The 23,968-nt window shown below is 72.6% G+C and carries 18 protein-coding genes; 13 read left to right on the forward strand and 5 right to left on the reverse strand.

Annotation, left to right across the window (positions count from 1 at the left end):
- Positions 1–120: 120 nt before the first annotated feature.
- On the reverse strand, positions 121–1,743 hold the full coding sequence (locus ACH5A8_RS17915; protein ID WP_399002955.1) for a penicillin-binding transpeptidase domain-containing protein: 1,623 nt from the start codon (positions 1,741–1,743) through the stop codon (positions 121–123).
- 335 nt (positions 1,744–2,078) lie between these two features.
- Positions 2,079–3,827 carry a dolichyl-phosphate-mannose--protein mannosyltransferase gene (locus tag ACH5A8_RS17920; protein ID WP_399002957.1) on the reverse strand — a complete coding sequence of 583 codons (1,749 nt, stop codon included), beginning with the start codon at positions 3,825–3,827 and terminating at the stop codon, positions 2,079–2,081.
- A 143-nt stretch (positions 3,828–3,970) separates the two neighbouring features.
- Between ACH5A8_RS17920 and rsmI the strand changes: the two genes are divergently transcribed.
- The 6 genes from rsmI to ACH5A8_RS17950 all read left to right on the forward strand — a co-directional run bounded on the left by rsmI (position 3,971) and on the right by ACH5A8_RS17950 (position 10,318).
- Positions 3,971–4,816, forward strand: a complete 846-nt coding sequence (rsmI, locus tag ACH5A8_RS17925; RefSeq protein WP_399002958.1) for a 16S rRNA (cytidine(1402)-2'-O)-methyltransferase — start codon at positions 3,971–3,973, stop codon at positions 4,814–4,816.
- 286 nt (positions 4,817–5,102) lie between these two features.
- Positions 5,103–5,528, forward strand: coding sequence for a hypothetical protein (locus tag ACH5A8_RS17930; RefSeq protein ID WP_399002959.1), 426 nt, complete (start codon positions 5,103–5,105; stop codon positions 5,526–5,528).
- Between the two features lie 190 nt (positions 5,529–5,718).
- Entirely contained in the window at positions 5,719–6,600 is an 882-nt protein-coding gene (locus tag ACH5A8_RS17935; RefSeq protein ID WP_399002961.1) for a TatD family hydrolase, read from the forward strand.
- 443 nt (positions 6,601–7,043) lie between these two features.
- Positions 7,044–8,396: a ubiquitin-like domain-containing protein gene (locus ACH5A8_RS17940; RefSeq protein ID WP_399002963.1), complete on the forward strand. Its 1,353-nt coding sequence runs from the start codon at positions 7,044–7,046 to the stop codon at positions 8,394–8,396.
- An 84-nt stretch (positions 8,397–8,480) separates the two neighbouring features.
- A complete protein-coding gene (gene rsmA, locus ACH5A8_RS17945; protein WP_399002965.1) occupies positions 8,481–9,395 on the forward strand; it encodes a 16S rRNA (adenine(1518)-N(6)/adenine(1519)-N(6))-dimethyltransferase RsmA in 915 nt (304 codons plus the stop codon).
- Positions 9,392–10,318: a 4-(cytidine 5'-diphospho)-2-C-methyl-D-erythritol kinase gene (locus tag ACH5A8_RS17950; protein WP_399002967.1), complete on the forward strand. Its 927-nt coding sequence runs from the start codon at positions 9,392–9,394 to the stop codon at positions 10,316–10,318. Before rsmA ends, ACH5A8_RS17950 begins: the two co-directional genes overlap by 4 nt.
- On the opposite strand, the gene ACH5A8_RS17955 is transcribed toward ACH5A8_RS17950, so the two are convergent.
- Entirely contained in the window at positions 10,296–10,886 is a 591-nt protein-coding gene (locus tag ACH5A8_RS17955; protein ID WP_396318773.1) for a Uma2 family endonuclease, read from the reverse strand. The genes ACH5A8_RS17950 and ACH5A8_RS17955 overlap by 23 nt on opposite strands.
- Positions 10,887–11,043: 157 nt before the next feature.
- Between ACH5A8_RS17955 and ACH5A8_RS17960 the strand changes: the two genes are divergently transcribed.
- From ACH5A8_RS17960 to ACH5A8_RS17975, 4 genes are all read left to right on the forward strand, one after another.
- A complete protein-coding gene (locus ACH5A8_RS17960) occupies positions 11,044–12,861 on the forward strand; it encodes an ABC-F family ATP-binding cassette domain-containing protein (RefSeq protein WP_399002969.1) in 1,818 nt (605 codons plus the stop codon).
- Positions 12,862–13,115: 254 nt separating this feature from the next.
- Entirely contained in the window at positions 13,116–15,104 is a 1,989-nt protein-coding gene (locus ACH5A8_RS17965; RefSeq protein ID WP_399002971.1) for a PQQ-binding-like beta-propeller repeat protein, read from the forward strand.
- 70 nt (positions 15,105–15,174) lie between these two features.
- The gene (locus ACH5A8_RS17970; protein WP_399002973.1) at positions 15,175–17,262 is read left to right on the forward strand and encodes a PQQ-binding-like beta-propeller repeat protein; all 2,088 of its coding nucleotides are present in this window, start codon (positions 15,175–15,177) and stop codon (positions 17,260–17,262) included.
- Between the two features lie 196 nt (positions 17,263–17,458).
- A complete protein-coding gene (locus tag ACH5A8_RS17975; RefSeq protein WP_399002975.1) occupies positions 17,459–18,130 on the forward strand; it encodes a LuxR C-terminal-related transcriptional regulator in 672 nt (223 codons plus the stop codon).
- A gap of 271 nt (positions 18,131–18,401) precedes the next feature.
- Here the strand turns inward: ACH5A8_RS17975 and ACH5A8_RS17980 are convergent, their stop codons facing one another.
- Positions 18,402–18,728 carry a hypothetical protein gene (locus tag ACH5A8_RS17980; RefSeq protein WP_399002977.1) on the reverse strand — a complete coding sequence of 109 codons (327 nt, stop codon included), beginning with the start codon at positions 18,726–18,728 and terminating at the stop codon, positions 18,402–18,404.
- A 21-nt stretch (positions 18,729–18,749) separates the two neighbouring features.
- Entirely contained in the window at positions 18,750–20,441 is a 1,692-nt protein-coding gene (locus ACH5A8_RS17985; protein ID WP_399002979.1) for a sodium:solute symporter family protein, read from the reverse strand.
- A gap of 247 nt (positions 20,442–20,688) precedes the next feature.
- Between ACH5A8_RS17985 and galT the strand changes: the two genes are divergently transcribed.
- The 3 genes from galT to galK are packed head-to-tail and all read left to right on the forward strand — an operon-like array spanning position 20,689 to position 23,866.
- Entirely contained in the window at positions 20,689–21,750 is a 1,062-nt protein-coding gene (gene galT, locus ACH5A8_RS17990; RefSeq protein ID WP_399002981.1) for a galactose-1-phosphate uridylyltransferase, read from the forward strand.
- Entirely contained in the window at positions 21,747–22,715 is a 969-nt protein-coding gene (galE, locus tag ACH5A8_RS17995) for a UDP-glucose 4-epimerase GalE (protein ID WP_399002983.1), read from the forward strand. The genes galT and galE overlap by 4 nt, the downstream gene beginning before the upstream one ends.
- Positions 22,715–23,866 carry a galactokinase gene (gene galK / locus ACH5A8_RS18000; RefSeq protein ID WP_399002985.1) on the forward strand — a complete coding sequence of 384 codons (1,152 nt, stop codon included), beginning with the start codon at positions 22,715–22,717 and terminating at the stop codon, positions 23,864–23,866. Before galE ends, galK begins: the two co-directional genes overlap by 1 nt.
- Positions 23,867–23,968 lie beyond the last annotated feature (102 nt).

Genomic DNA, 23,968 nt, shown 5'->3' on the forward strand with positions numbered 1-23,968 from the left:
GCGGGCCGGCCGGAGCGCCGTGCACGGGGGTCTGGCCGGTCGGCCCAGCAGCCGGTCGGGCAGGGGCCCTCAACCGGCCGGACCCGTCCGTCGGCCCTCAGCCGCTCCGTCCGCCGGCCGTCAGCCGGCCGCGCGCAGGACCGCTGCCACGATCGGGCCCGCCGCGTCGCCGCCGTGGCCGCCCTCCTGGGTCATCGCGGCGGCCGTCACGTCGTTGCGGTAGCCGGTGAACCAGCTGTTCGACTTGGCCTGTCCGTCGACCTCGGCGGAGCCGGTCTTGGCACCTATGGCGCCGCTCAGCCCGGACATCGCGACGGCGCCGGTGCCGGTGGTGGCGGTGCGGTTCATCATCTGCCGCAGCTGAGCGGAGGTGGCGCCCGGCAGGCCCTTCGCCTGGGCGATCTCCCGGTTGTCGAGTGCGGGGGAGACGAGGACCGGCTGCCGGAAGCGGCCGGTGAGCGCGGTGGCCGTCACCGAGGCCATGTTCAGCGGGCTCATCTGCACCTGGCCCTGGCCGATCAGGGCGGCCGCCTGGTCGGGGCCGCTGACCGGGGGCACCGAGCCGTCGTAGGACGGGATGCCGGTCTTCCAGTTGTCGCGCCCGAGGCCGAAGCGGTCCTGGGCCTCCCGGGTGAGGGCCTCGGCGCCCAGCTTGGGGGTGAACTTGATGAAGGCGGTGTTGCAGGAGCGGGCGAAGCTCTCGGAGAGGGTCGCCTGCTCGTTCGGCTTCATGCCCTTGAGGTTGTGGAAGGTCTGCCCCTCCCACATCACGTCCGGGTAGCAGGGCGCGGGCCCGCTCGCCGAGGTGAGACCGTTGTCGATGAGGGCGGCGGCGGTGACGATCTTCATCGTGGAGCCGGGGGCCAGCTGCCCGAGGAAGGCCGCGTTGAAGCCGTCCTCGCGGTGGTTGGCGACCGCCAGCACCTCGCCGGTGGACGCCTTCACGGCCACCACCGAGGACTCGGAGTACTTCTGCACCGCCTGCTCGGCCGCCGCCTGGGCGCTCGCGCTGAGCGTGGTGCGCAGCTTGCCCGCCCTGCCCTTGGCGAGGGTGATGAGCGGAGTCTCGGCGGTGTCGGTGTCCTCGTGGTGGATGCTCAGCTCGATCGCGGGGGTGCCGCCCGACTTGTCGCCGTACTTGGCCCGCAACTCGTCCAGGATCGGCCCGAGCGAGGGGTACTTCTCCTTCGTCAGCACGGCGCCGTCGCGGTCGACGGCCTCGATCGGCGGGGCGGCGGACGCGCCGGTGACCAGCGTGTCGCCCTTGCGCAGGCCGGGGTGGACGACCGTGGGCTGCCAGTCGACCAGTGGCCGGTGGCTGTTGGTGCCGCGCACGACGGTCAGCCGGCTGCGGTAGGCGAGCGGCTTGGACGTGCCGTCGTACGACACCGTGGCCGTGACCGAGAAGGGCACGGTGGTCCCGGTGGCGGCGCCGGGCGTGATCCTCACCCGGCCGATGTGCGCGTCGTGCCCGAAGGACGACAGCAGCGGCCGGGCCGCGTCGGGGAAGTTGGTGTACGAGGCGGCCGTGACCGCGTCGCCCTTCTCCCAGGCGGCGAAGAACTTCGACGAGGCGTCCTTCACCTCGTCCGCGCTCGGCGGCCCGGTCCTGACGGGCTCGGGCGAGCCGACGACCGCCGCCCCGTCCAGCGTGGTCAGCAGGTGGTACCCGCCGTACGCGGCCCCGCCCACCATCACGACCACCACACCGCTGACGACGGCGGCCTTGGCCCCCTTGCGCATCCGAGCGCTCCCTCCCCGTTTCCCTCCCCTGAAGCCTTCGCCCGCATATTGTTGAACGCGTTCAAAGACCATGTGCGCCTTGAACTGTATGCGGAATCCGAGCCTTCCGGGACCGCTGTTTCCGGAATGTTGTCCGAATGGAGATCAGCGGGCTGACCGAGGGGTCGGTATTCAGCCACGTATGTGAACGGCGTGGCCGGTGCCACCACTGCCCCTCATGCCGGCTCCTCCGGGCCGCCTCCGGGCCGTACGAGGGCGGCCGGGGCGACCTACGACGACCACGAGGGCGCGGCCGGCCGCCGCGCCCTGATCCACCAGGGATTGTGGGACAGCCCTTAGACCCAGGTGTCCAGCCACATCCGCGCCCGCCAGTCCTGGATCGGGATCGCCGTGCCGGTGTACAGGGGCCAGAAGTAGATGAAGTTCCAGGCGATCAGGAGGACCAGGACGCCCGCGCCCGTGGCGCCGGCCACGCGGCGGGTGTCGGAGGCGCCCGGCGGGCCGATGATCGCGCCGATGAGCATCGTGACCGCGAGGCAGAGGAACGGGACGAAGACGACGGCGTAGAAGAAGAAGATCGTCCGCTCCTGGTACATGAACCAGGGCAGGTAGCCGGCCGCGACGCCGCAGGCGATGGCGCCCGCGCGCCAGTCGCGGCGGAAGAACCAGCGCCACAGGACGTACACCAGCGCCGCGCAGGCGGCCCACCACAGCATCGGCGTGCCGAGGGCGAGGACCTCGCGGGCGCACTTGTCGCCGGCGTCGGCCGGGCAGCCGGCGGTGCCGGGCGCGGGGGACTCGTAGAAGTACGACACCGGGCGGGCGTCGATGATCCAGCTCCACGGGTTGGACTGGTAGGTGTGCGGCGAGGACAGGCCGACGTGGAACTTGTAGACCTCGTGCTCGTAGTGCCACAGGCTGCGCACCCAGTCCGGCAGGAAGGTGAAGGAGCCGCCCTTGCCGTCGGTGGCCGCCCAGTTGCGGAAGTAGCCGCCGGTGCCGTCGGTGGGGGAGAGGATCCAGCCGAGCCAGGAGAGCAGGTAGACGGCGATCGCCACCGGGACCGTCGCCAGGAACGTGATGCCCGTGTCGCGCAGCAGCACGGCCACGTACGGGCGGCGGGCGCCGGCCACCCGGCGGGCGCCGACGTCCCACAGCACGGCCATCACGCAGAACGCGACCATGATGTAGAGGCCGTTCCACTTGGTGCCGGCCGCCAGGCCCAGCATCAGGCCGGCCGCCCAGCGCCAAGGGCGCGGGCCCAGCCGGGCGGTCTCGGCGATGCGCGCGTGCGGCCGCACCCGGCCGTCGGCGTCCACCGGCAGCGCGGCGGCCAGTCTCGCCCGGGACCTGTCGCGGTCGATCAGCAGACAGCCGAACGCCGCCAGGACGAAGAACATCAGCACGCCGTCGAGCAGCGAGGTCCGGCTCATCACGAAGTGCAGCCCGTCCACCGCCATCAGCGTGCCCGCCAGGCAGCCGAGGAACGTGGAGCGGAACAGCCGGCGGCCGATCCGGCACAGCATCAGCACGGAGAGCGTGCCCAGCAGCGCCGTCATGAAGCGCCAGCCGAACGGGTCGAACCCGAACATCAGCTCGCCCAGGCCGATGACGTACTTCCCGACCGGCGGGTGCACGACGTACGCCGCGTCGGACGGCACGGCGAGGTGGCCGCCGCTGCTCAGGATCAGGTCGTTGGCGTTCTTGTCCCAGTTGACCTCGAAGCCGCGGTGGACGATCGCCCACGCGTCCTTGGCGTAGTACGTCTCGTCGAATATCACCGCCCTCGGGCTGCCCAGGTGCCAGAACCGCAGCACGCCGGCCAGCAGCGTGACCAGCAGCGGGCCGAGCCAGCCCGACCAGCGCGCGACGATGCCGGCCGGCCGGGCCGGGATGCCGAGGGCGGCCCACAGCCGGGGGCCGGGCTCCGCGTACGGGGGCACCAGACGGTCGCGTACGTCGCGTGCGGGCCCGGCCGGGGCCGCCTCGTGGCCGAAGCGGCGCAGCCGCTGCCGCCACGACGGCCGCTGGTCGTACGGGGCCAGGTCCTGCCGGGGGTCCGTGGAGGACGCGGTACTGGTCACCGCGCCATCGTAGGGAACGGCGCTGTGTGAGTCCCGTGCATGGGCGGTACGGGTGGGGTGCGTCCGCTTTCGGGAGGGTCCCGGCGCGGGTGCGAGGAGGTGCTGGGGGCGGTCGCCGGCCCCGGGCTTGAGAGGATGGGTAAGTGACTGGAACCCTTGTCTTGGCTGGCACTCCCATCGGCGACGTGCGGGACGCGCCGCCCCGGCTCGCCGCGGAACTGGCGGACGCCGACGTGGTCGCCGCCGAGGACACCCGGCGGCTGCGCCGGCTGACGCAGGCGCTGGGCGTGACGCCCGGGGGCCGGATCGTGTCCTACTTCGAGGGCAACGAGGCCGCCCGGACGCCGGAGCTGGTCGAGGAGCTGCTGGGCGGGGCGCGGGTGCTGCTGGTGACGGACGCGGGCATGCCGTCCGTCTCCGACCCCGGCTACCGGCTGGTCGCCGCGGCCGTCGAGAAGGACGTACGGGTCACCGCCGTGCCCGGGCCGTCCGCCGTGCTGACCGCGCTGGCGCTGTCCGGGCTGCCGGTCGACCGGTTCTGCTTCGAGGGGTTCCTGCCGCGCAAGGCGGGCGAACGGCTGTCCCGGCTGCGCGAGGTCGCCGCCGAGCGGCGCACCCTCGTCTACTTCGAGGCCCCGCACCGGCTCGACGACACGCTCGCGGCGATGACCGAGGTGTTCGGCGCCGAGCGCCGCGCCGCCGTCTGCCGCGAGCTGACCAAGACGTACGAGGAGGTGAAGCGCGGCGGGCTCGGCGAGCTGGCCGCGTGGGCCGCCGAGGGCGTACGGGGCGAGATCACGGTGGTGGTCGAGGGCGCGCCGGAGAAGGGGGCCGAGGAGATCGGCCCGGAGGAGCTGGTGCGCCGGGTGCGGGTGCGCGAGGAGGCGGGCGAGCGCCGCAAGGAGGCCATCGCGGCGGTCGCGGCGGAGGCCGGCCTGCCCAAGCGCGAGGTGTTCGACGCGGTGGTGGCGGCCAAGCACTCCGGTTGACGGCGGTGGTGACGGTCAGGACCCGCCTTGACGGCGGTTCACTCGTGAGGGGTACGTCACACCCCCTCTGAGCAGGGCGTATCTCTCATGAGCGCGCGCCCCATGGGGGAGCAAAGCGGCGTTTGGGAAACGCAAAGCGACACCTGCCGTTCAGGGGAGCCTTGGGCAAGCGACGTCCAAATCGGCTCCAACACTCGACAGGGCTGCTGCGTCGGCGCTCGCGGAGGCGTCCACTGGAGGCAGGGACGCACCGGTCCCTCCGTCCAGCGGAACACGAGGAGCTGGCATGAGCGAGTTCGCAGGGCAGGCCGGTCACCGCGGTACTGCCACCGCAGTCGTCAACGAGTCGTACTCCTTCGCCTGCATGCGCTGCGGGCACGGGTGGGAGCAGTCGTACGAGATAGAGCACCACACGGACGCCGACGGGCAGGACTTCGTGCTCTACGTCGCCGACGGCCGCATAGTGCCCTCGCCGCTGAGCCGTCCCAGCTGCAAGAACTGCGACGGCCACGTCGTCAGGATCATGCGGGCGGGCCGGGTGTCGTCGGCGCAGAACCATCTGCACGAGCGCCGGCACCACCGTGCGGCCGGGCCCGTCGTGGACCCGGCGTCCGAGTCCGCGTCCGGGGAGGAGGCGGCGGCCCGGAAGCAGGAGGACCACCACTGGCACCTGTCCGACCTGCTGCACCCGTTCCACCGCAAGGAGGACTGACAGGAGGCCCGGGAAGTTGAAGGCCGGGCCCGGAGCGATGAGGGCGGCTCCCCTTCCCAGGGGCGGCCGCCCCACCCGTAGGGATGCCCGCCCCTCTCGCGGGGGCGCCTGTTGGGGTGCCCGCCCCTCCCGCGGGGGCGCCCGTCCCTCGCCCGGCCGTGCGGGGACACGCCTTCCGTAGGATCGACGCATGCCTTCGAACGCCGACAAGAACGCGGCGCCCCCGCTCCCGGAGCCGCTCCGGACAGCGGTCGCCGACTCCCACACCCACCTCGACATGCAGTCCGGCACGGTCGAGGAGGCGCTGGCCAAGGCCGCGTCGGTGGGGGTGACCACGGTCGTCCAGGTCGGCTGCGACCTGAAGGGTTCGCGCTGGGCCGCCGAGACCGCCGCCGCGCACGAGAACGTCCACGCGGCGGTCGCCCTGCATCCGAACGAGGCGCCACGCATCGTCCACGGCGACCCTGGGGGAGGGGGGTCGCGGCAGGGGGCGAGGGAGCCCGGCGGCGACGCCGCGCTCGACGAGGCGCTCGCCGAGATCGACCGGCTGGCCGCGCTGCCCCAGGTCAGGGGCGTCGGCGAGACCGGCCTCGACTACTTCCGCACCGGCCCCGAGGGCAAGGCGGCCCAGGAGCGCTCCTTCCGCGCCCACATCGAGATCGCCAAGCGGCACGGCAAGGCCCTCGTCATCCACGACCGCGACGCCCACGCCGACGTGCTGCGCGTCCTCAAGGAGGAGGGCGCCCCCGAGCGGACGGTGTTCCACTGCTACTCGGGCGACGCGGAGATGGCCGACGTGTGCGCCCGCGCCGGCTACTTCATGTCCTTCGCCGGCAACGTCACCTTCAAGAACGCCCAGAACCTGCGGGACGCCCTCGCCGTCGCCCCGCTGGAACTGGTCCTGGTGGAGACCGACGCGCCCTTCCTCACCCCGGCGCCCTACCGCGGACGGCCCAACGCGCCGTACCTCGTCCCCGTCACGGTGCGCGCGATGGCGGCCGTACGCGGTGTCGACGAGGACGCGCTGGCCACGGCGCTCGCCGCCAACACCGCACGCGCCTTCGACTACTGAGCGTGTGCTGACGCACCCAGAGTAGTCGCGCCGCTTTGGAGAGTGACGACCGCTCCGCTAGGTTCTGGGGGCCCGATCCGGGCCCTCGCGACCTCGGCCCCTGGAGCGTGTCGGTGAGCACAACGCCCTACGAGACGTACGAGATCCCCGAGACCCACGGGGCCTACGTGACAGACGGGACGGCGCACGGGCCCTACGGAACCTCGGAGCCGTACGGGACCTCGGGGCCCTACGGGCTCTCAGAGCCGTACGGGCTCTCAGAGCCGTACGGGCTCTCGGGGCCTTACGGGTTCTCAGGGCCCTACGGGACCTCGGAGCCGTACGGGACCTATGGCCCGGTCGTGGCCTGTGGATCCGACAGGGCGAACGGGTCCGACGGGGCGTACGGGTCCGACGGGGGGTACGGGTCCGACGGGGCGTGCGGACACGACCGGACGCATGAGATGTACGCGGCCGGTACGCCCGGGGCCGGGCCCGTCCACGACGGCACGCGCGCCGCCGACACGCTGCCGTACCCCGAAGCCGCCCCGGGCCTGGGTGACGGCGCCGGCGAAGGCCTCGCCGGCCTCCGCGGCGCCGGGGACACCTACCGGCCCGCCTACGAACTCGCCCGTCCGGAGCCGGAGCCGCCCCGGCCGGCGCGGCGGGACGGCGCCCGCCGGGGGCCGCGGCGGCGCGGGCCGCGCCCGCGGCTGCCGGAGCGCCCGGAGGGCATGCGCAGGCTGCTGCCGCAGGCGCTGGTGGTGGCGTTCCTGGCGGGCGGCACGACCGCGTTCGTCGCCAAGGACAAGGCGATCGAACTGAACGTCGACGGGCGGCCGCGCACCCTGCACACCTTCGCCGACGACGTCACCGAACTGCTCGCCGAGGAGGGCGTGCCGCTCGGGGCGCACGACACGGTGGCCCCCGGCCCCGGCGCCACGCTCAGCAGCGGCGACGAGGTGGCGGTCCGCCACGCACGGCCGGTACGGCTCACGCTCGACGGGCGCCGGCGCGACGCGTGGACCACGGCGCGCACGGTGGACGGGGCGCTCAGACAGTGGGGCGTGCGCGCGGAGGGCGCGTATCTGTCGGCCGCGCGTTCCCGGCCCATCGGAGGCTCCGGTCTCACGCTCGACGTGCGCACCGAGCGCACGGTGACCGTCCTGGCGGACGGCCGGGCGCGCACCGTGCGTACCAACGCGGCCACCGTCGCCGAGGCGGTGGCGGAGGCCGGGGTCACCCTGCGCGGCCAGGACGCCACCTCGGTCGCGCCGGACAGCTTCCCGCGCGACGGGCAGACCGTCTCGGTGCTGCGGATCACCGGCTCGCGCGAGGTCCGCGAGGAGCCGATCCCCTTCGCCGTGCGGCGCGTCGCCGACCCCACGCTGTTCCAGGGCACGGAGGTCGTCGAGCGGCCCGGACAGCCGGGGGTGCGCCGGGTCACGTACGTCCTGCGCACCGTCAACGGCGTTCGGGAGCGGCCGCGGCGCGTCGCGTCGGAGACGGTGCGCGTCCCCCGCGCGCGGCTCGTCAAGGTCGGCACCCGGGCCCACCCGTCCTCGGTGCGCGGCGCCGACCACCTGGACTGGAGGGGGCTCGCCCGGTGCGAGTCGGGCGGCCGGCCGGACGCGGTGGACCCCTCCGGCACGTACGGGGGCCTGTACCAGTTCGACGAGACCACCTGGCACGGCCTGGGCGGCCGGGGGCGCCCGCAGGACGCCCCGGCGGCGGAGCAGACGTACCGTGCGAAGAAGCTGTACGTCCGCCGGGGCGCGAGCGCCTGGCCGCAGTGCGGCGAGCGGCTGCGGTCGTGAGGAACCCCCGCCGGGGGCCGGCGCGGCCCGGCCCCCGGGCGGCCTCGGTCACCGGGCGGACGGCGCCCCCGTACCCTTGTGCCCGTGAGCAGCCCCACCCCTGACGCCCTCCTGGGCCCCGCCGACGTCCGTGAGCTGGCGGCGGCCCTCGGCGTGCGCCCCACCAAGCAGCGCGGCCAGAACTTCGTGATCGACGCGAACACGGTCCGCCGTATCGTCCGCACCGCCGACGTCACCCCCGAGGACGTGGTCGTCGAGGTCGGGCCGGGGCTCGGCTCCCTCACCCTGGCCCTGCTGGAGGCCGCCGACCGGGTCGTCGCGGTGGAGATCGACGACGTGCTCGCCGGCGCGCTGCCCGCGACGGTCGCCGCCCGGATGCCCGAGCGCGCCGACCGGTTCGCCCTCGTCCACTCCGACGCCATGCACGTCACCGAGCTGCCCGGCCCGGCCCCGACCGCGCTCGTCGCGAACCTGCCGTACAACGTCGCCGTTCCCGTGCTGCTGCACATGCTCGCCACCTTCCCGAGCATCGAGCGCACCCTCGTCATGGTGCAGGCGGAGGTCGCCGACCGGCTCGCCGCCGTCCCCGGCAACAAGGTCTACGGCGTGCCGTCCGTGAAGGCCAACTGGTACGCCGAGGTGAAGCGGGCCGGCGCCATCGGCCGCAACGTCTTCTGGCCCGCGCCCAACGTCGACAGCGGACTGGTCTCCCTGGTCCGGCGCACCGAGCCGGTCAGGACCACCGCCACCCAGCGCGAGGTCTTCGCCGTCGTCGACGCGGCCTTCGCCCAGCGCCGCAAGACCCTGCGCGCCGCGCTCGCCGGCTGGGCGGGCTCGGCCGCGGCGGCCGAGGCCGCGCTGGTCGCGGCCGGGGTGTCCCCGCAGGCGCGGGGCGAGTCCCTGACCGTCGAGGAGTTCGCGCGCATCGCGGAGCACAAGCAGCCCGCGGACCGTCCCGCCGAGCAGCCCGCCGAGCACGAGGAGCCCGGAAACCAGTGAGCGTCACCGTCCGCGTCCCCGCCAAGGTCAACGTCCAGCTCTCGGTCGGCGCCGCCCGGCCCGACGGCTTCCACGACCTGGCCAACGTCTTCCTCGCGGTCGGTCTGTACGACGAGGTCACCGTCACCGAGGCCGACGGGCTGACGGTGACCTGCTCGGGCCCGGACGCCGCCCAGGTCCCCCTGGACCGCACCAACCTGGCGGCCCGCGCCGCCCTCGCGCTCGCCGAGCGGCACGGCCGCGAAGCCGATGTGCACCTCCACATCGCCAAGGACATCCCGGTGGCCGGCGGCATGGCGGGCGGCAGCGCGGACGGTGCGGGCGCGCTGCTGGCCTGCGACGCGCTGTGGGGGACGAACGCCTCCCGCGAGGAACTGCTCGACATCTGCGCCGAACTGGGCAGCGACGTGCCGTTCAGCCTGGTCGGAGGGGCGGCGCTCGGTACGGGCCGCGGGGAGAAGCTGCGGCCGCTGGAGGTGGGCGGCGCCTTCCACTGGGTGTTCGCGGTCGCCGACGGCGGACTGTCCACGCCGGCGGTCTACGGCGAGTTCGACCGGCTCAACGAGGGCGTTCAGGTCCCCGAGCCGGCCGTCTCCGAGGATCTCCTGGCCGCGCTGGCCAAGGGCGACGCCCACGCACTCGCGGCCGCACTCTCCAACGACCTCCAGCCCGCGGCGCTCTCCCTGCGGCCCTCCCTCGCGGACACCCTCGCGACGGGGCGGGCGGCCGGTGCGCTGGCGGCACTGGTGTCGGGGTCGGGGCCGACGACGGCGTTCCTGGTACGGGACAGCGGCACGGCCGAGAAGGTGGCCCAGGCCCTGACCGCATCGGGCACCTGCCGTACGGCCCGAGTCGCCGTGTCCCCGGCACCTGGGGCCACGGTGGCGTGTAGGTCGGGCGCTAGAGCTCGTCGATGGCAGTGAGGTCGATGTCGATGGCGTAGGGAACGTCGACCTTGATGCGGTCGTGGTAAATGCCCGTCAGAGCATAGGTGCCAGTGACGTGTGCCAGTTCGTACACCTCGATAACCGGGTGGAGATTCGGATCGGCCATGTCGACCAGCCAGAAATGGCGGATACCCGCCGCGGCGTACTTGTGCGGCTTGGTGTGACGATCACGGGACTCCGACTCCGGTGAAACGACCTCCACGGCCATCACGACGTCCTCGCCCATGAAGTGGGTCTGGAGAGGTCCCTTCTTCGCCCCGGCCCTGACAACGGAGAGGTCCGGCTCAGGACCATTGCGCCGGTCCAGTACCACGGTCATCTCACGAGCGACTTTGAAGTCGGACGGAATGGTCCTTCTCAGGCCGCTCACCAGCAAGTCGATCGCGGTGAAATGGAAATAGCGCTGCGGGCTCACAAGCACCAGACTCCCGTCGATCAGCTCGGTGTGCCGCGGGAGATCAGGCAGTGTGAACAGGTCGTCCACGGTGTAACCGTCCATCGGCGGCATCGGCCAACGCGACTGCTCGACGGACTCGGCGGTCATGGTTCCTCCCATGGACGGGATCCTGCTGCCTACCCTCCACCGTAGCCGCCCCTTCCCGATCACGTCATCACAAAGAGTGATGACACGCCCGCGCCCAGGCATCCCTCCCCGAGGCCCTACGCTTGATAGCTGATCGATCCCCCCGGGCAGGAGTGAAATGGCCGTCAACCTGGTCAATGTCGAGAACGTCAGCAAGGTGTACGGCACCCGTGCCCTGCTCGACGGCGTCTCGCTCGGCGTGTCCGAAGGGGACCGGATCGGCGTCGTCGGGCGCAACGGCGACGGCAAGACCACGCTCATCCGGATGCTCGCCAAGCTGGAGGAGGCGGACACCGGACGGGTCACCCACTCCGGAGGGCTGCGCCTGGGCGTCCTCACCCAGCACGACTCGCTGGACCCCGCGGCCACCGTGCGGCACGAGGTCATCGGCGACCTCGCCGACCACGAGTGGGCGGGCAACGCCAAGATCCGCGACGTGCTGACCGGCCTGTTCGGCGGCCTCGACCTGCCCGGCTTCCCCAAGGGCCTGGACACCGTCATCGGACCGCTGTCCGGCGGTGAGCGGCGGCGCATCGCGCTGGCCAAGCTGCTCATCGAGGAACAGGACCTGATCGTCCTGGACGAGCCCACCAACCACCTCGACGTCGAGGGCATCGCCTGGCTCGCCGAGCACCTGCGCGCCCGCCGCTCGGCGCTGGTGTGCGTCACCCACGACCGGTGGTTCCTCGACCAGGTCTGCACCCGCATGTGGGACGTCCAGCGCGGCGACGTCTACGAGTACGAGGGCGGCTACTCCGACTACGTCTTCGCCCGCGCCGAACGCGAGCGCATCGCCGCCACCGAGGAGGCCAAGCGGCAGAACCTGGTCCGCAAGGAGCTGGCCTGGCTGCGCCGCGGCGCCCCGGCCCGCACCTCCAAGCCGCGCTTCCGCGTCGAGGCCGCCAACGAGCTGATCAAGGACGTGCCGCCGCCGCGCGACAGCAGCGAGCTGATGAAGTTCGCCTCCTCGCGGCTCGGCAAGACCGTCTTCGACCTGGAGGACGTGACCGTCCAGGCCGGTCCCAAGGTGCTGATGGAGCACGTCACCTGGCAGCTCGGCCCCGGCGACCGCATCGGCCTGGTCGGCGTGAACGGCGCCGGCAAGACGTCCCTGCTGCGGGCCATGGCCGACGCGGCCCGCACCGAGGGGGAGACACAGCCCACGGGCGGCCGGATCGCCGTCGGCAGGACCGTGAAGCTCGCCTACCTCTCCCAGGAGGTCGCCGAACTCGACCCCGCCAAGCGGGTCCTGGAGGCCGTGCAGGACGTGCGCGAGCGCGTCGACCTCGGCAAGGGCCGGGAGATGACCGCGGGCCAGCTGTGCGAGACGTTCGGCTTCGGCAAGGAGAAGCAGTGGACGCCGGTGGGCGACCTGTCCGGCGGTGAGCGGCGGCGGCTGCAGCTGCTGCGCCTGCTGATGGACGAGCCCAACGTCCTCTTCCTCGACGAGCCCACCAACGACCTCGACATCGAGACCCTGACCCAGCTGGAGGACGTCCTCGACGGCTGGCCCGGCTCGATGATCGTCATCTCCCACGACCGGTTCTTCATCGAGCGCACCACCGACACCGTGCAGGCCCTCCTCGGCGACGGCACGCTGCGGATGCTGCCGCGCGGCATCGACGAGTACCTGGAGCGGCGCCACCGCATGGAGCAGCGGGCGGCGGCCTCCGCCCCGGCCGCGGCGCCCGCCGCCGAGAGTGCCGGCACGTCCGAGAGGAGCGCCGCCGAGCAGCGCGCCGCGAAGAAGGAACTCCAGAAGATCGAGCGGCAGTTGGACCGGATCTCCGAGAAGGAGTCCAAGCTGCACGCGCAGATCGCCGAGAACGCCACCGACTTCGGGAAGGTGGCCGAACTCGACGCCGGGCTCCGGGAACTGACGGGGGAGCGCGAGGAACTGGAGCTGCGGTGGCTCGAACTCGCCGAGGACGCATAGGCGCTGGGCGGGGGCGCGTGCGCCGTGTGAAGGGCGCGTGCTGGTTCGCGGTGGATTCCCGGCGCGCCGTAACGGGGGCATCACGGGCCGGTCCGCCCTTGGAAACGGGGGTGGACACGGCCCGGTGGGGTGTCGGCGGCCAGTGATAGAAAGGGCCGTCCGAGAACTGTCTGAAACCGGCTGAGGACCGCTCCGGGCGCACCACAAGTCCCGGGGCGTGGCTAGAAATCAGTCGATGAGGGGGAAACGCGCTGATGACTCAGCCACCCAACCAGCCGCCGCAGGGCGGCTTCGGCGCACCTGAACCGCAGGACCGGCCTCCGCAGCCGCCGGCCCCGCCGCAGGGCGGTGGCTTCGGCGCCCCGCAGACCCCCCAGGGCGCCCCGGCGCCGCAGGGCGCCCCGGACCCGCGCCAGGCCACGCCGCCGTCCCCGGCCCAGCCGCCCCAGGGCGCCCCGCAGACGCCCCCGGCCCCGCCGGCCGGCCCGCCGCAGCCCCAGCCGGGATACGGCTACCCGCAGCAGCCCGCCCAGGCGCCCGCCCCCGGCCCCTACGCCCAGCCGGGCCCGTACGGCGCCCCCCAGCCCGGCCCCTACGGCGCGCCCGCTCCCGGTGCGCCCGCCCCCGGGCCGTACGGGCAGCCGCCCCAGCCCGGTCCCTACGGACAGCCGCAGCAGCCGGGCCCGTACGGCGCCCCCCAGCCGGGCCCCTACGGCACTCCGCAGCCCGGCTACGGCTACCCCGGCCAGCCGCAGTACCCCGGCGGACCGGGCGGCCCCGGCACCCCGCCGCCCGGCGGCTCCCGCAACCCGTTCAAGGGCCGGCCCGCCGTCGTGATCGGTGCCGCGGTGGCCGCGCTGCTCGTCGTCGGCGGCACCGTGTGGGCCGTCAACGGCGGTGGTGGCGACGGCGGGAAGAAGCCGGTCGCCGAGAAGAGCGACGACGCCAAGCCCTCGGGTTCCGGCGGCGCCACCGACGCCCCGGCCAACCCCGGTGACGGCAGCGGCGACGGCGGCGACGACCCGGAGAACCTCAACGACGGCCGCCAGGCCGGCGAGGCCAAGGTGCTCTGGTACAAGCAGGCGCCCGACGCGCCCGGTTCCGGCGCGGACGCCCCCGGCATGTGGATCACCGACAAGGCGGCCGTGAAGGCGGCCTACAAGCAGGTCTTCGCCTACGACGTCGCCGACGGCAAGCCGACCTGGGCCCCGGTCTCCTTCCCGCAGAAGATCTGCGCGGTCACGCCCGACAAGTCGGCCGACGACAAGGTCGTCGTGGCGTACGAGAGCGGCAGCAGCGACCGCGCCACCTGCAACCAGCTCCAGCAACTCGACCTGAACACCGGCAAGAAGGGCTGGAGCGTCAAGGTCCCCGAGGGCCAGCTCTTCGACAGCACGCTCACCATCGAGCTGAGCATCACCGGCAAGACGCTGATGGTGGACCGCTCGCAGTCCGGCGTCGCCTACGACCTCGACAGCGGGCGCAAGCTCTACGACAAGCAGAAGTACGGCGAGGCCTGCTTCCCGACCGCGTTCGCGGGCGGCCCCCGGCTGATCCAGGTCGCCTCGTGCGGGGCCGGTGGCGAGAACGAGCACGACGAGGTGCAGCTGCTCGACCCGGCCACCGGCAAGGCCAAGTGGACCAGGAAGATCCCCAAGGGCTGGTCGGTCCAGCGCGCGTACTCCGTCGACCCGCTGGTCCTGTACTCGACGGACGAGAAGAAGCACTGGAACGTCTCGACGCTGAACGACGACGGTTCCGTCCGCTCCCAGGTCGACGTCAAGGGCTCCTTCGCCCCCGAGTGCGGCTGGGCCCTCATCGACCGCGATCTGCAGGGCTGCCAGGGCGTCGCCGCCGACGCCGGCACCCTGTACCTGCCCACCCAGGTCACCACCGGCGCCAACGAGATCGTCGCGGTCAACCTCGCCACCGGCAAGGAGAAGTGGCGCGTGAAGTCCCCCGAGGACACCACGATGCTGCCGATCAAGGTGGAGGGCGGAAAGCTCATCGCCTACGTCGAGCCGTCCTACGACGGCGGCGGCCAGGTCGTGTCCGTGCCGACCGCCGGGTCGAGCCACACCACGACCAAGCTGCTGCAGAACCCGGAGAACACCGCGGACATCGAGAACGGCTTCTTCTCGCGGGACATCGACTGGGTCGACGGCCGCTTCTACATCTCCACCACCCGGCTGAGCGGCAGCGACAAGTCGAAGGAGAAGCTGATGCTCGCCTTCGGCGACTGAGCCGCGCCCAAGGGCTCTCCCGCCGTCGTCCTCGTCCTTCTCCGTTCCGTTTCTTCCGAGGTGCACCGCCATGACCCAGCCGCCGCCACCGCCGCCCAACCAGCCCCCGCAGCAGGGCGGTTCCGGGCCGTCCCCGGCCCAGCAGCCGCCGCAGGCCACGCCGCCGCAGGGCGGCCCGGACCTCGGCAAGCCCGCGCAGCCGCCGGCGGCTCCCGGCTACGGCTACCCGCAGGCACCGCAGCCGCCGCAGGGCGCCCCGCGGACGCCCCCGGCCCCGCCGGCCGGTCCGCCGCAGACGCCTCCGCCCCCGGCCGGTCCGCCGCAGACGCCTCCGCCCCCGGCCGGTCCGCCGCAGCCCCCGGCGGGGTACGGCTACCCGCAGGCCGCCCAGCCCCCGCAGCCCCCGGCCGGTCCGCCGCAGCCCCCGGCCGGCCACGGGTACCCGCAGGCCCCCCAGCCGCCGCAGCCCCCGGCCGGCTACGGCTACCCGCAGGCGCCCCAGCCGCCGCAGCCCCAGCCTCCGGCCGGGTACGGCTACCCCGCGCAGCCGTCCACCCCGGCCCCCGGCGCCTACGGCACCCCGCAGCCGGGTCAGTACGCCACCCCGCAAGCCGGTTACGGCTATCCCGGCCAGCCGGGCGCGCCGGGCCAGCCGGGCTACGGCTATCCCGGCCCGCACACCGTCCCGCAACCGCAGCGGCCCCAAGGGCCGGGCGGCGGCAGCGCGCGGAAGAACCAGCTGCTGATCGTCGTCGCGGCGGTCGTCGCCATCGCGCTGATCATCGGCGGCGGCATCTGGTACTCGCGCTCCTCCGACGACGGCAAGCAGGACACCGCGAGCTCCAGCGGCGGCACCGGGGGCAAGGGCGGGGACAAGGGCGGCAGCGGCGGGACGGCGCACGGCAAGGAGAAGGCGCCCGCCGACCCCAGCGCCAAGGCGCTCTTCCAGGTGCCGCTGACGAAGGTGACGCAGCAGGTCACGGTCACCGGCTCCTGGGTCACCGACAAGGTGTACGCCAAGCCCGGCGTCGCCGAGATCGTGGGCTACGACCCGGCCAAGGGCACCAAGCTCTGGACGGTCAAGCTGCCCGGCCCGGTGTGCGAGTCCACCCCGCACATCACCTCGGACCACAAGACGGCGATCCTGTACGAGCCCGCCATGCCGACCAAGGCCAAGCCCTCCCACGGCTGCAGCCAGATCGCGGTGATCGACCTCGACGCCGGCAAGAAGCTGTGGACCAGGACGGTCAAGTCCGGTGACGAGGTCATCAGCCTCGACAACGTCACCCTCAGCGGGACCACGGTCGCCGTGGGCAGCACCAACGGCGGCGCCGCCTTCGACCTCACCGACGGCAAGGTCCTGTGGTCCCCCAAGCCCGACGACACCTGCTACGACGCGGGCTACGGGGGCGGCGACAAGCTGGTCGCGGTCCGCAAGTGCGGCCAGTACGGCAGCCGTCAGCTGCACATCCAGACCATCGACCCGAAGTCCGGGAAGGTGCTGTCCGAGTACAAGATGGACACCGGCATCGAGTACGCGAGCGTCATCTCCACCGACCCGCTCCTGGTCGGCGCGGACGTCGGCGACGCCGGAAAGGGCCAGGGCGTCTCGGACCTGTTCAGCATCGACGACAAGACGGGCGCGCTGCGCACCAGGATCTCCATCCCCCCGGACCGGTTCGGGGCCAAGTGCGACGGGATCACCAGGATCGAGGACTGCACCGGCGTCGTCGTCGGCAACGGCAGGGTCTACCTGGCCACCGCACAGCACGACATGGGCGGCGACAGCATCGGCCAGACCAACGAGGTCGTCGCCTTCGACCTCGGCACCGGCAAGCAGACCGGCCAGCGCGCGGACGCGGGCGACGACTACACGATCACTCCGCTGCGCATGGACGGCGGCGACATCGTGGCCTACAAGGAACCGCCCTACAACAAGGGTGGCCAGGTCGTCGGCATCGACGGCACGACGTTCAAGCAGACCGTCCTTCTGGAGACCTCGGCGTCCGACTCGGTCCGTGACGTCGTGACCAGCTTCCCGGTCTACTACGGGGAGACCCGCTACCAGGACGGTCGCCTGTACCTCTCCCAGCGCTACATCTCCGAGTGGAGCAGCTCGGGCCAGCGCTACCTGGCGATGGCCTTCGGCGTGGGGTGACGGCCGCGCGCCGGAAAGTGCGCCGATCCGGGGCACTTTCCGCCGGTAGGGGCAGCGCCGGGTCGGACGAGCGTGTAGTTTCCCGGAGCATCGGTGCGCGACGGGCGGGAGAGCCGGGGGGCCTCCCGCCCGTTCGGGCCGTCACGGCACGGACGGGCCCGCGCGGGTGTCGGCTGGGGGACTGGGGGATTGCTCGATGGGAGTGCGGCTCATGGTGGTCGACGACCACCGACTGCTCGCCGAGGCGCTGGCCTCGGCGCTGAAGCTGCGGGGGCACCGGGTGCTGGCCGCGGCGGCGCCGGCCGCGGGCGCGGCGGAGCTGGTGATCAGCCGTGCGCCGGAGGTGTGCCTGCTGGGCACGGCGGCGCCGGCCGAGCCGGGCGCCTTCGACCCGGTCACGCGGATCAAGCGGGAGCGCCCGCAGGTGGCGGTGGTGGTCCTCGGCCCCGTGCCCTCCCCGCGCGGCATCGCGGCGGCCTTCGCGGCGGGGGCCTCCGGCTACGTACGCCATGACGAGCGGATCGAGGGCGTGGAGCGGGCCATCATGAAGGCGAGGGCGGGTGAGGCCGCGATCGCGCCCGGCCTCCTGCAAGGGGCCTTCGCCGAGCTGCTGAACCCGGCCGCCGAACCGGACGACGAGGGCCGCCGGTTGCTGCGGCTGCTCACCCCGCGCGAGGTGGAGGTGCTGGTCAGGGTCGCCGAGGGCGAGGACACCCGGGTGATCGCGGCCGGCATGGGCATAGCCCCGAGCACCGCCCGCACCCATGTCCAGCGGGTCCTGATGAAGCTCGGCGTGGGCTCCCGCCTGGAAGCGGCCGCCCTGGCGGCCCGCACCGGCCTCCTGGACCGCACACCACCCCGCCCCTGACTCCGGCACCCCACCCCGCCCCCCGCCGCCCTGCCCCGCCACCGCACCGCCGGCCGTCCGCCGGCCGCCCGCGCCGCCGCGCGTCCCCGCCCGCTCACCCGCGGGCCTGCGTGCCGCGCGGGGCGGCACGGGTGGGCGCGGGCGGCGCCCCGTCATCGCCGGGCCGCGTGGAACTCCCCGGCCGGCGGCCGTGGCCACTTCGGCGCCCCCGCCCCGAGGACGGCACCCGCGACGCGAGGTGCCGTCCCGAGCCGCGCCCGTCGGCGCCGGCTCACTCGGACTTCGGCGCCTCCGGCGCCTGGATCGGCCGCAGCTTCAGCCACACCAGGAAGAACACCCCGAGGACCAGCATCCCGATCCCCGTCCACAGGTTGATGTTCACCCCCTGCGCCTTGTCGATCGCGTCCTGCGAGTCGGTGATCCCCGTGATCGTCACGATGACCCCGTACAACACGAACAGCCCGCCGATGATCCGCCGCAGATCGAAGATCCGCGCGGCCGTCGCCGACTTGCCCTCCAGCTCGGTGACTTCCCGCTGGACGTCCTGCTCGGAGTGACCGGAGCGCTCGGACCGTCCGGGGTTCTCAGACTGTGACATGGTCTCTCAATCCTCCCGCGGTCAGAACGAGAACGGGATGTAGCAGACGGCGGCGAGGACGACGGCGCCCCACCCGAGCAGCGCCGGCCGGCGGTACCAGGCCTCGTCGCCGGGCGCCGGCGCCTCCGCCATGCCCGGCGAGGCGGTGCCGTAGACCAGCCCCCGCAGCTCCTCGGCGGGCTTGGGCCTGGTGAACAGCGACACCGCCACCATGACCACCGCGCCCGCGACGAACCCGGCGATCGCGGAGACGAAGTTGGCGCCCTGGTCGGTGGGGATGTCGACGATGCCCTTCTTGTAGAGCACGAAGTAGTTCACCATCGCGGCCGTCGTACCGGCCAGCAGCCCCCAGAAGCCGGACTTCACGGACGCCCGCTTCCAGAACATGCCGACGACGAAGACGACGAACATCGGCACGTTGAAGAAGGAGAACAGCGTCTGCAGGTAGCTCATGATGTTCGAGAACGACGACGCCAGGAACGCCGTGCCGACCGAGGCCAGCACGCCGATCGCGGTGATCAGCCGCCCGAACCGCACGTAGTACGCGTCCTCGCGGTCCTTGACGACGTACTTCGCCCAGATGTCGTTGGTGAACACGGTGTTGAACGACGACACGTTGGCGGCCATGCCGGCCATGAACGCGGCGAGCAGACCGGTCACCGCGATGCCGAGCACGCCGTTGGGCAGCAGCTCCTGCATGAGGTAGGGGATCGCGTCGTTGTACTGGAGCCCGGAGGTGGAGGAGCCGATGTTCGGCACCAGCGCGGCGGCGACCAGGCCCGGGATCATCACCAGGAAGACGATGAAGATCTTCGGGAAGGCGGCGATCAGCGGGGTGCGCTGCGCGGCGGACAGGTTCTTCGCGGACAGCGCCCGCTGCACCTCGGCGAAGTTGGTCGTCCAGTAGCCGAAGGACAGCACGAAGCCGAGACCGAGGACGATGGTCAGCCAGTTCGCGCCGAGCGGGTTGGCGTGGCCGATGCCGGTGCCGCCCCAGGCGGAGGTGAAGTCGTCGCCGTGGGCGGCGTTCAGCTTGTGGGTCAGGCCGTCCCAGCCGCCGACCTTCTTCAGGCTGAGCACGACGAGGGGGATGAGCGCCGCGAGGATCACGAAGAACTGCAGCACCTCGTTGTAGATCGCCGACGACAGGCCGCCGAGGGTGATGTAGGCGAGGACGAAGAAGCCCGCGACCACGATCGCCACCCACTGCGGCCAGCCCAGCAGCGCCTCGACGACGATCGCGAGGGCGTAGAGGTTCACGCCTGCGATCAGGATGGCCGCGAAGGCGAACAGGATCGAACTGAGCAGGTGGGCGCCCTTGTCGAAGCGCAGCAGCAGGAACTCGGGGACCGAGCGCACCTTGGAGCCGTAGTAGAAGGGCATCATCACCAGGCCGAGGAAGACCATGGCGGGGATGGCGCCGATCCAGTACCAGTGCACCGTGTACGCGCCGTACTGGGCGCTGTTGGCGGCCATGCCGAGGATCTCGGTGGCGGCCAGGTTGGCGGAGATGAACGCCAGACCGGTGATCCAGGCGGGCAGGGAGCGCCCGGACAGGAAGAAGTCGAGGCTGGTCCTGACCGAGCGACGGGCGGCGAAGCCGATGCCCAGGACCACGGCGAAGTAGATGCCGAGGATCGTGTAGTCGAGGCCGTTGGTGGGGAGACGTAGCTCCGCCGCAAGGTACGCGGGTGCGTATGGGGGGGTTTGCATGAGAACTCGCTTCGTCGCGCGAACTGATCCAGCGGGGAACCTACGCCTCCGCGTTCATAAATTGAACACTTTTGTTGGTTGTCTTTGTTTGATTGTGATGTAGCCGTCGGCGTGACCTTTCGGCACGCCACCACGCCCGCGCCCCGAACCCTTCGATGATTGGTTGTGACGTGTTATGTTTGATTGTGTTGAGTGATTGGGTGATCGGGTGCGGTGACCCGGGCTTGGACCGACAGGGAGTCCGACAGTGAAGAAGACCTCGACCCGGCTGGCCGACGGTCGTGAGCTCATCTACTACGACCTGCGTGACGACACCGTCCGCGACGCCGTCGACCGGCGTCCGCTGGAGCCGACCGTCACCACCTCCGAGATCCGCCCCGACGTGCTGCTCGGCGACGCGGTCGCCGTGGCCTCGCACCGCCAGGGCCGCACCTACCACCCGCCGGCCGACGAGTGCCCCCTGTGCCCGACCCGGGGCGAGCGGCTCACCGAGATCCCCGACGCGTCGTACGACGTCGTGGTCTTCGAGAACCGCTTCCCCTCGCTGGCCGGCGACTCGGGCCGCTGCGAGGTGGTCTGCTTCACCTCCGACCACGAGGCGTCCTTCGCCGACCTGACCGAGCGGCAGGCACGGCTGGTCCTCGAGGCGTGGACCGACCGGACGTCGGAGCTGTCGCATCTGCCCTCCGTCGAGCAGGTGTTCTGTTTCGAGAATCGTGGCGCCGAGATCGGCGTGACCCTGGGTCACCCGCACGGCCAGATCTACGCCTACCCCTTCACCACCCCGCGCACCGCGCGCATGCTGCGCTCGCTCGCCGCCCACAAGGAGGCGACCGGCGGACAGAACCTCTTCGACGCCGTCCTCGAACGGGAGCTCGCCGGCGAGCGGGTCGTCCTGGAGAGCGAGCACTGGGCGGCCTTCGTGCCGTACGCCGCGCACTGGCCCTACGAGGTCCACCTCTACCCCAAGCGCCGCGTCCCCGACCTGCTCGCGCTCGACGAGGCGGCGCGCACAGAGTTTCCCCAGGTGTATCTGGAACTGTTGAGGCGCTTCGACCGGATCTTCGGCGAGGGTGAGCCCCCGACCCCGTACATCGCGGCCTGGCACCAGGCCCCGTTCGGCGCGTCGGCGGAGTCCGAGGGCGTGGTCCGCGAGGACTTCGCGCTCCACCTCGAGCTTTTCACCATCCGCCGCACTTCCGGCAAGCTGAAGTTCCTCGCGGGTTCCGAGTCCGGCATGAACGTGTTCATCAACGACGTGCCGCCGGAGCGCGCGGCCGAGCGACTGCGAGAGGTAGCGAGTTCATGAGCGGGAAGTACCTGGTGACGGGCGGCGCGGGATACGTCGGGAGCGTGGTCGCCCAGCACCTGCTGGAGGCCGGCCACGAGGTCGTGGTCCTGGACAACCTCACGACGGGCTTCCGCGAGGGCGTCCCGGCCGGCGCCGCCTTCATCGAGGGCGACATCCGCGATGCCGCCAAATGGCTGGACGTCTCCTTCGACGCGGTGCTGCACTTCGCGGCCTTCTCGCAGGTGGGCGAGTCGGTGGTGAAGCCGGAGAAGTACTGGGACAACAACGTCGGCGGCACCATGGCGCTGCTCGGCGCGATGCGCGCGGCCGGCGTGCGCAAGCTGGTCTTCTCCTCCACGGCGGCGACCTACGGCGAGCCGGTGAACACGCCGATCACCGAGTCCGACCCGACGGCCCCGACCTCGCCCTACGGCGCGTCCAAGCTGGCCGTCGACCACATGATCACCGGCGAGGCGGCGGCCCACGGCCTGGGCGCGGTCTCGCTGCGCTACTTCAACGTGGCGGGCGCCTACGGCGCGTACGGCGAGCGCCACCAGCCCGAGTCGCACCTGATCCCGCTGGTCCTCCAGGTCGCCCAGGGCAGCCGCGACGCGATCTCCGTCTACGGCGACGACTACCCGACCCCGGACGGCACCTGCGTGCGCGACTACATCCACGTCGCCGACCTGGCCGAGGCGCACCTGCTCGCGCTGAAGGCCGCCGCCCCGGGCGAGCACCTGATCTGCAACCTCGGCAACGGCAACGGCTTCTCGGTCCGCGAGGTGATCGAGACCGTTCGGCAGGTCACCGGTCACCCGATCCCCGAGGTCACCGCCCCGCGCCGGGCCGGCGACCCGGCGGTCCTGGTGGCCTCCGCCGCCACGGCCCGCGACAAGCTCGGCTGGAACCCGTCCCGCGCGGACCTCGCGGGCATCGTCGCGGACGCCTGGGAGTTCGCGCAGAACATCACGAGGGAGCAGTAGTGGGGGCACAAGAGGTCCGGGACGGCTTCACCGCGCTCTACGGCGCCGAGCCCGACGGAGTCTGGGCGGCGCCGGGCCGCGTCAACCTCATCGGCGAGCACACCGACTACAACGACGGCTTCGTCATGCCGTTCGCGCTGCCGCACGAGACGGTCGCGGCGGTGGCCCGCCGGGACGACGGCGTGCTGCGCCTGCACTCGGCGGACGTACCCGGCGGCCCGGTCGAACTGCGGGTGGCCGACCTGGCCCCCGGCCGTGACCAGGACTGGACGGCGTACCCGGCGGGCGTGGTGTGGGCGCTGCGCGAGGCGGGCCACGAGGTCTCGGGCGCGGACGTGCACCTGACCTCGACGGTGCCGTCCGGCGCGGGCCTGTCCTCCTCGGCGGCCCTGGAGGTCGTGGTCGCCCTCGCCCTCGACGACCTGTACGAACTCGGTCTGAAGGGTTGGCAGCTGGCCCGCCTGTGCCAGCGCGCCGAGAACGTCTACGTCGGCGCGCCGACCGGCATCATGGACCAGACCGCCTCGGCCTGCTGCACGGCGGGCCACGCGCTGTTCCTGGACACCCGCGACCTGTCGCAGCGTCAGATCCCCTTCGACCTGGCGGCCGAGGGCATGCGTCTCCTCGTCGTCGACACCCGCGTCAAGCACGCCCACAGCGACGGCGAGTACGGCAAGCGCCGCGCCGGCTGCGAGAAGGGCGCGGCGCTGCTCGGCGTCGACGCCCTGCGGGACGTCCCCTTCGCCGGGCTGGACGAGGCGCTGGCCCGGCTCGACGACGAGCCGGAGGTACGCCGCCTGGTCCGCCACATCGTCACGGAGAACGAGCGCGTCGAACGGGTCGTCGCGCTCCTGGAGTCGGGCGAGACCCGCGCGATCGGCCCGGCCTTGACCGAGGGCCACGCCTCGCTGCGCGACGACTTCCGCATCTCCTGCCCGGAACTGGATCTTGCCGTCGACACGGCGCTGGCCGCCGGCGCGCTCGGCGCCCGCATGACCGGCGGCGGCTTCGGCGGCTCGGCGATCGTCCTCGCGGAGGAGACCGACGTCCCGTCGATCACGAAGGCCGTCGAAGAGGCCTTCACCGCGGCGGACTTCACGTCCCCGCGCGTCTTCGAGGCGGTGCCTTCGGCGGGGGCGCGACGGGTGTGACACCCGGCGGGCCGACGTCACGTCCGGCGCCGTGCACACCCACGGCGCCGGCCGACACGACGGGCCCGCGAGCCCCTGTGTGATCCACCGAGGATTGCGGGA

The sequence above is a fragment of the Streptomyces sp. NPDC018610 genome (assembly GCF_044391765.1).
Taxonomy (GTDB): Bacteria; Actinomycetota; Actinomycetes; order Streptomycetales; family Streptomycetaceae; genus Streptomyces.

What these genes read in the sequence shown, in the direction of transcription:
- galE (WP_399002983.1), top strand. Translation starts at nt 21,747, where the DNA reads ATGAGCGGGAAGTACCTGGTGACGGGCGGCGCGGGATACGTCGGGAGC.
- ACH5A8_RS17975 (WP_399002975.1), top strand. Translation starts at nt 17,459, where the DNA reads ATGGGAGTGCGGCTCATGGTGGTCGACGACCACCGACTGCTCGCCGAG.
- ACH5A8_RS17940 (WP_399002963.1), top strand. Translation starts at nt 7,044, where the DNA reads ATGTACGCGGCCGGTACGCCCGGGGCCGGGCCCGTCCACGACGGCACG.
- ACH5A8_RS17955 (WP_396318773.1), bottom strand. Translation starts at nt 10,886, where the DNA reads ATGACCGCCGAGTCCGTCGAGCAGTCGCGTTGGCCGATGCCGCCGATG.
- ACH5A8_RS17980 (WP_399002977.1), bottom strand. Translation starts at nt 18,728, where the DNA reads ATGTCACAGTCTGAGAACCCCGGACGGTCCGAGCGCTCCGGTCACTCC.
- ACH5A8_RS17970 (WP_399002973.1), top strand. Translation starts at nt 15,175, where the DNA reads ATGACCCAGCCGCCGCCACCGCCGCCCAACCAGCCCCCGCAGCAGGGC.
- ACH5A8_RS17915 (WP_399002955.1), bottom strand. Translation starts at nt 1,743, where the DNA reads ATGCGCAAGGGGGCCAAGGCCGCCGTCGTCAGCGGTGTGGTGGTCGTG.
- ACH5A8_RS17985 (WP_399002979.1), bottom strand. Translation starts at nt 20,441, where the DNA reads ATGCAAACCCCCCCATACGCACCCGCGTACCTTGCGGCGGAGCTACGT.
- ACH5A8_RS17965 (WP_399002971.1), top strand. Translation starts at nt 13,116, where the DNA reads ATGACTCAGCCACCCAACCAGCCGCCGCAGGGCGGCTTCGGCGCACCT.
- ACH5A8_RS17935 (WP_399002961.1), top strand. Translation starts at nt 5,719, where the DNA reads ATGCCTTCGAACGCCGACAAGAACGCGGCGCCCCCGCTCCCGGAGCCG.
- ACH5A8_RS17930 (WP_399002959.1), top strand. Translation starts at nt 5,103, where the DNA reads ATGAGCGAGTTCGCAGGGCAGGCCGGTCACCGCGGTACTGCCACCGCA.
- ACH5A8_RS17960 (WP_399002969.1), top strand. Translation starts at nt 11,044, where the DNA reads ATGGCCGTCAACCTGGTCAATGTCGAGAACGTCAGCAAGGTGTACGGC.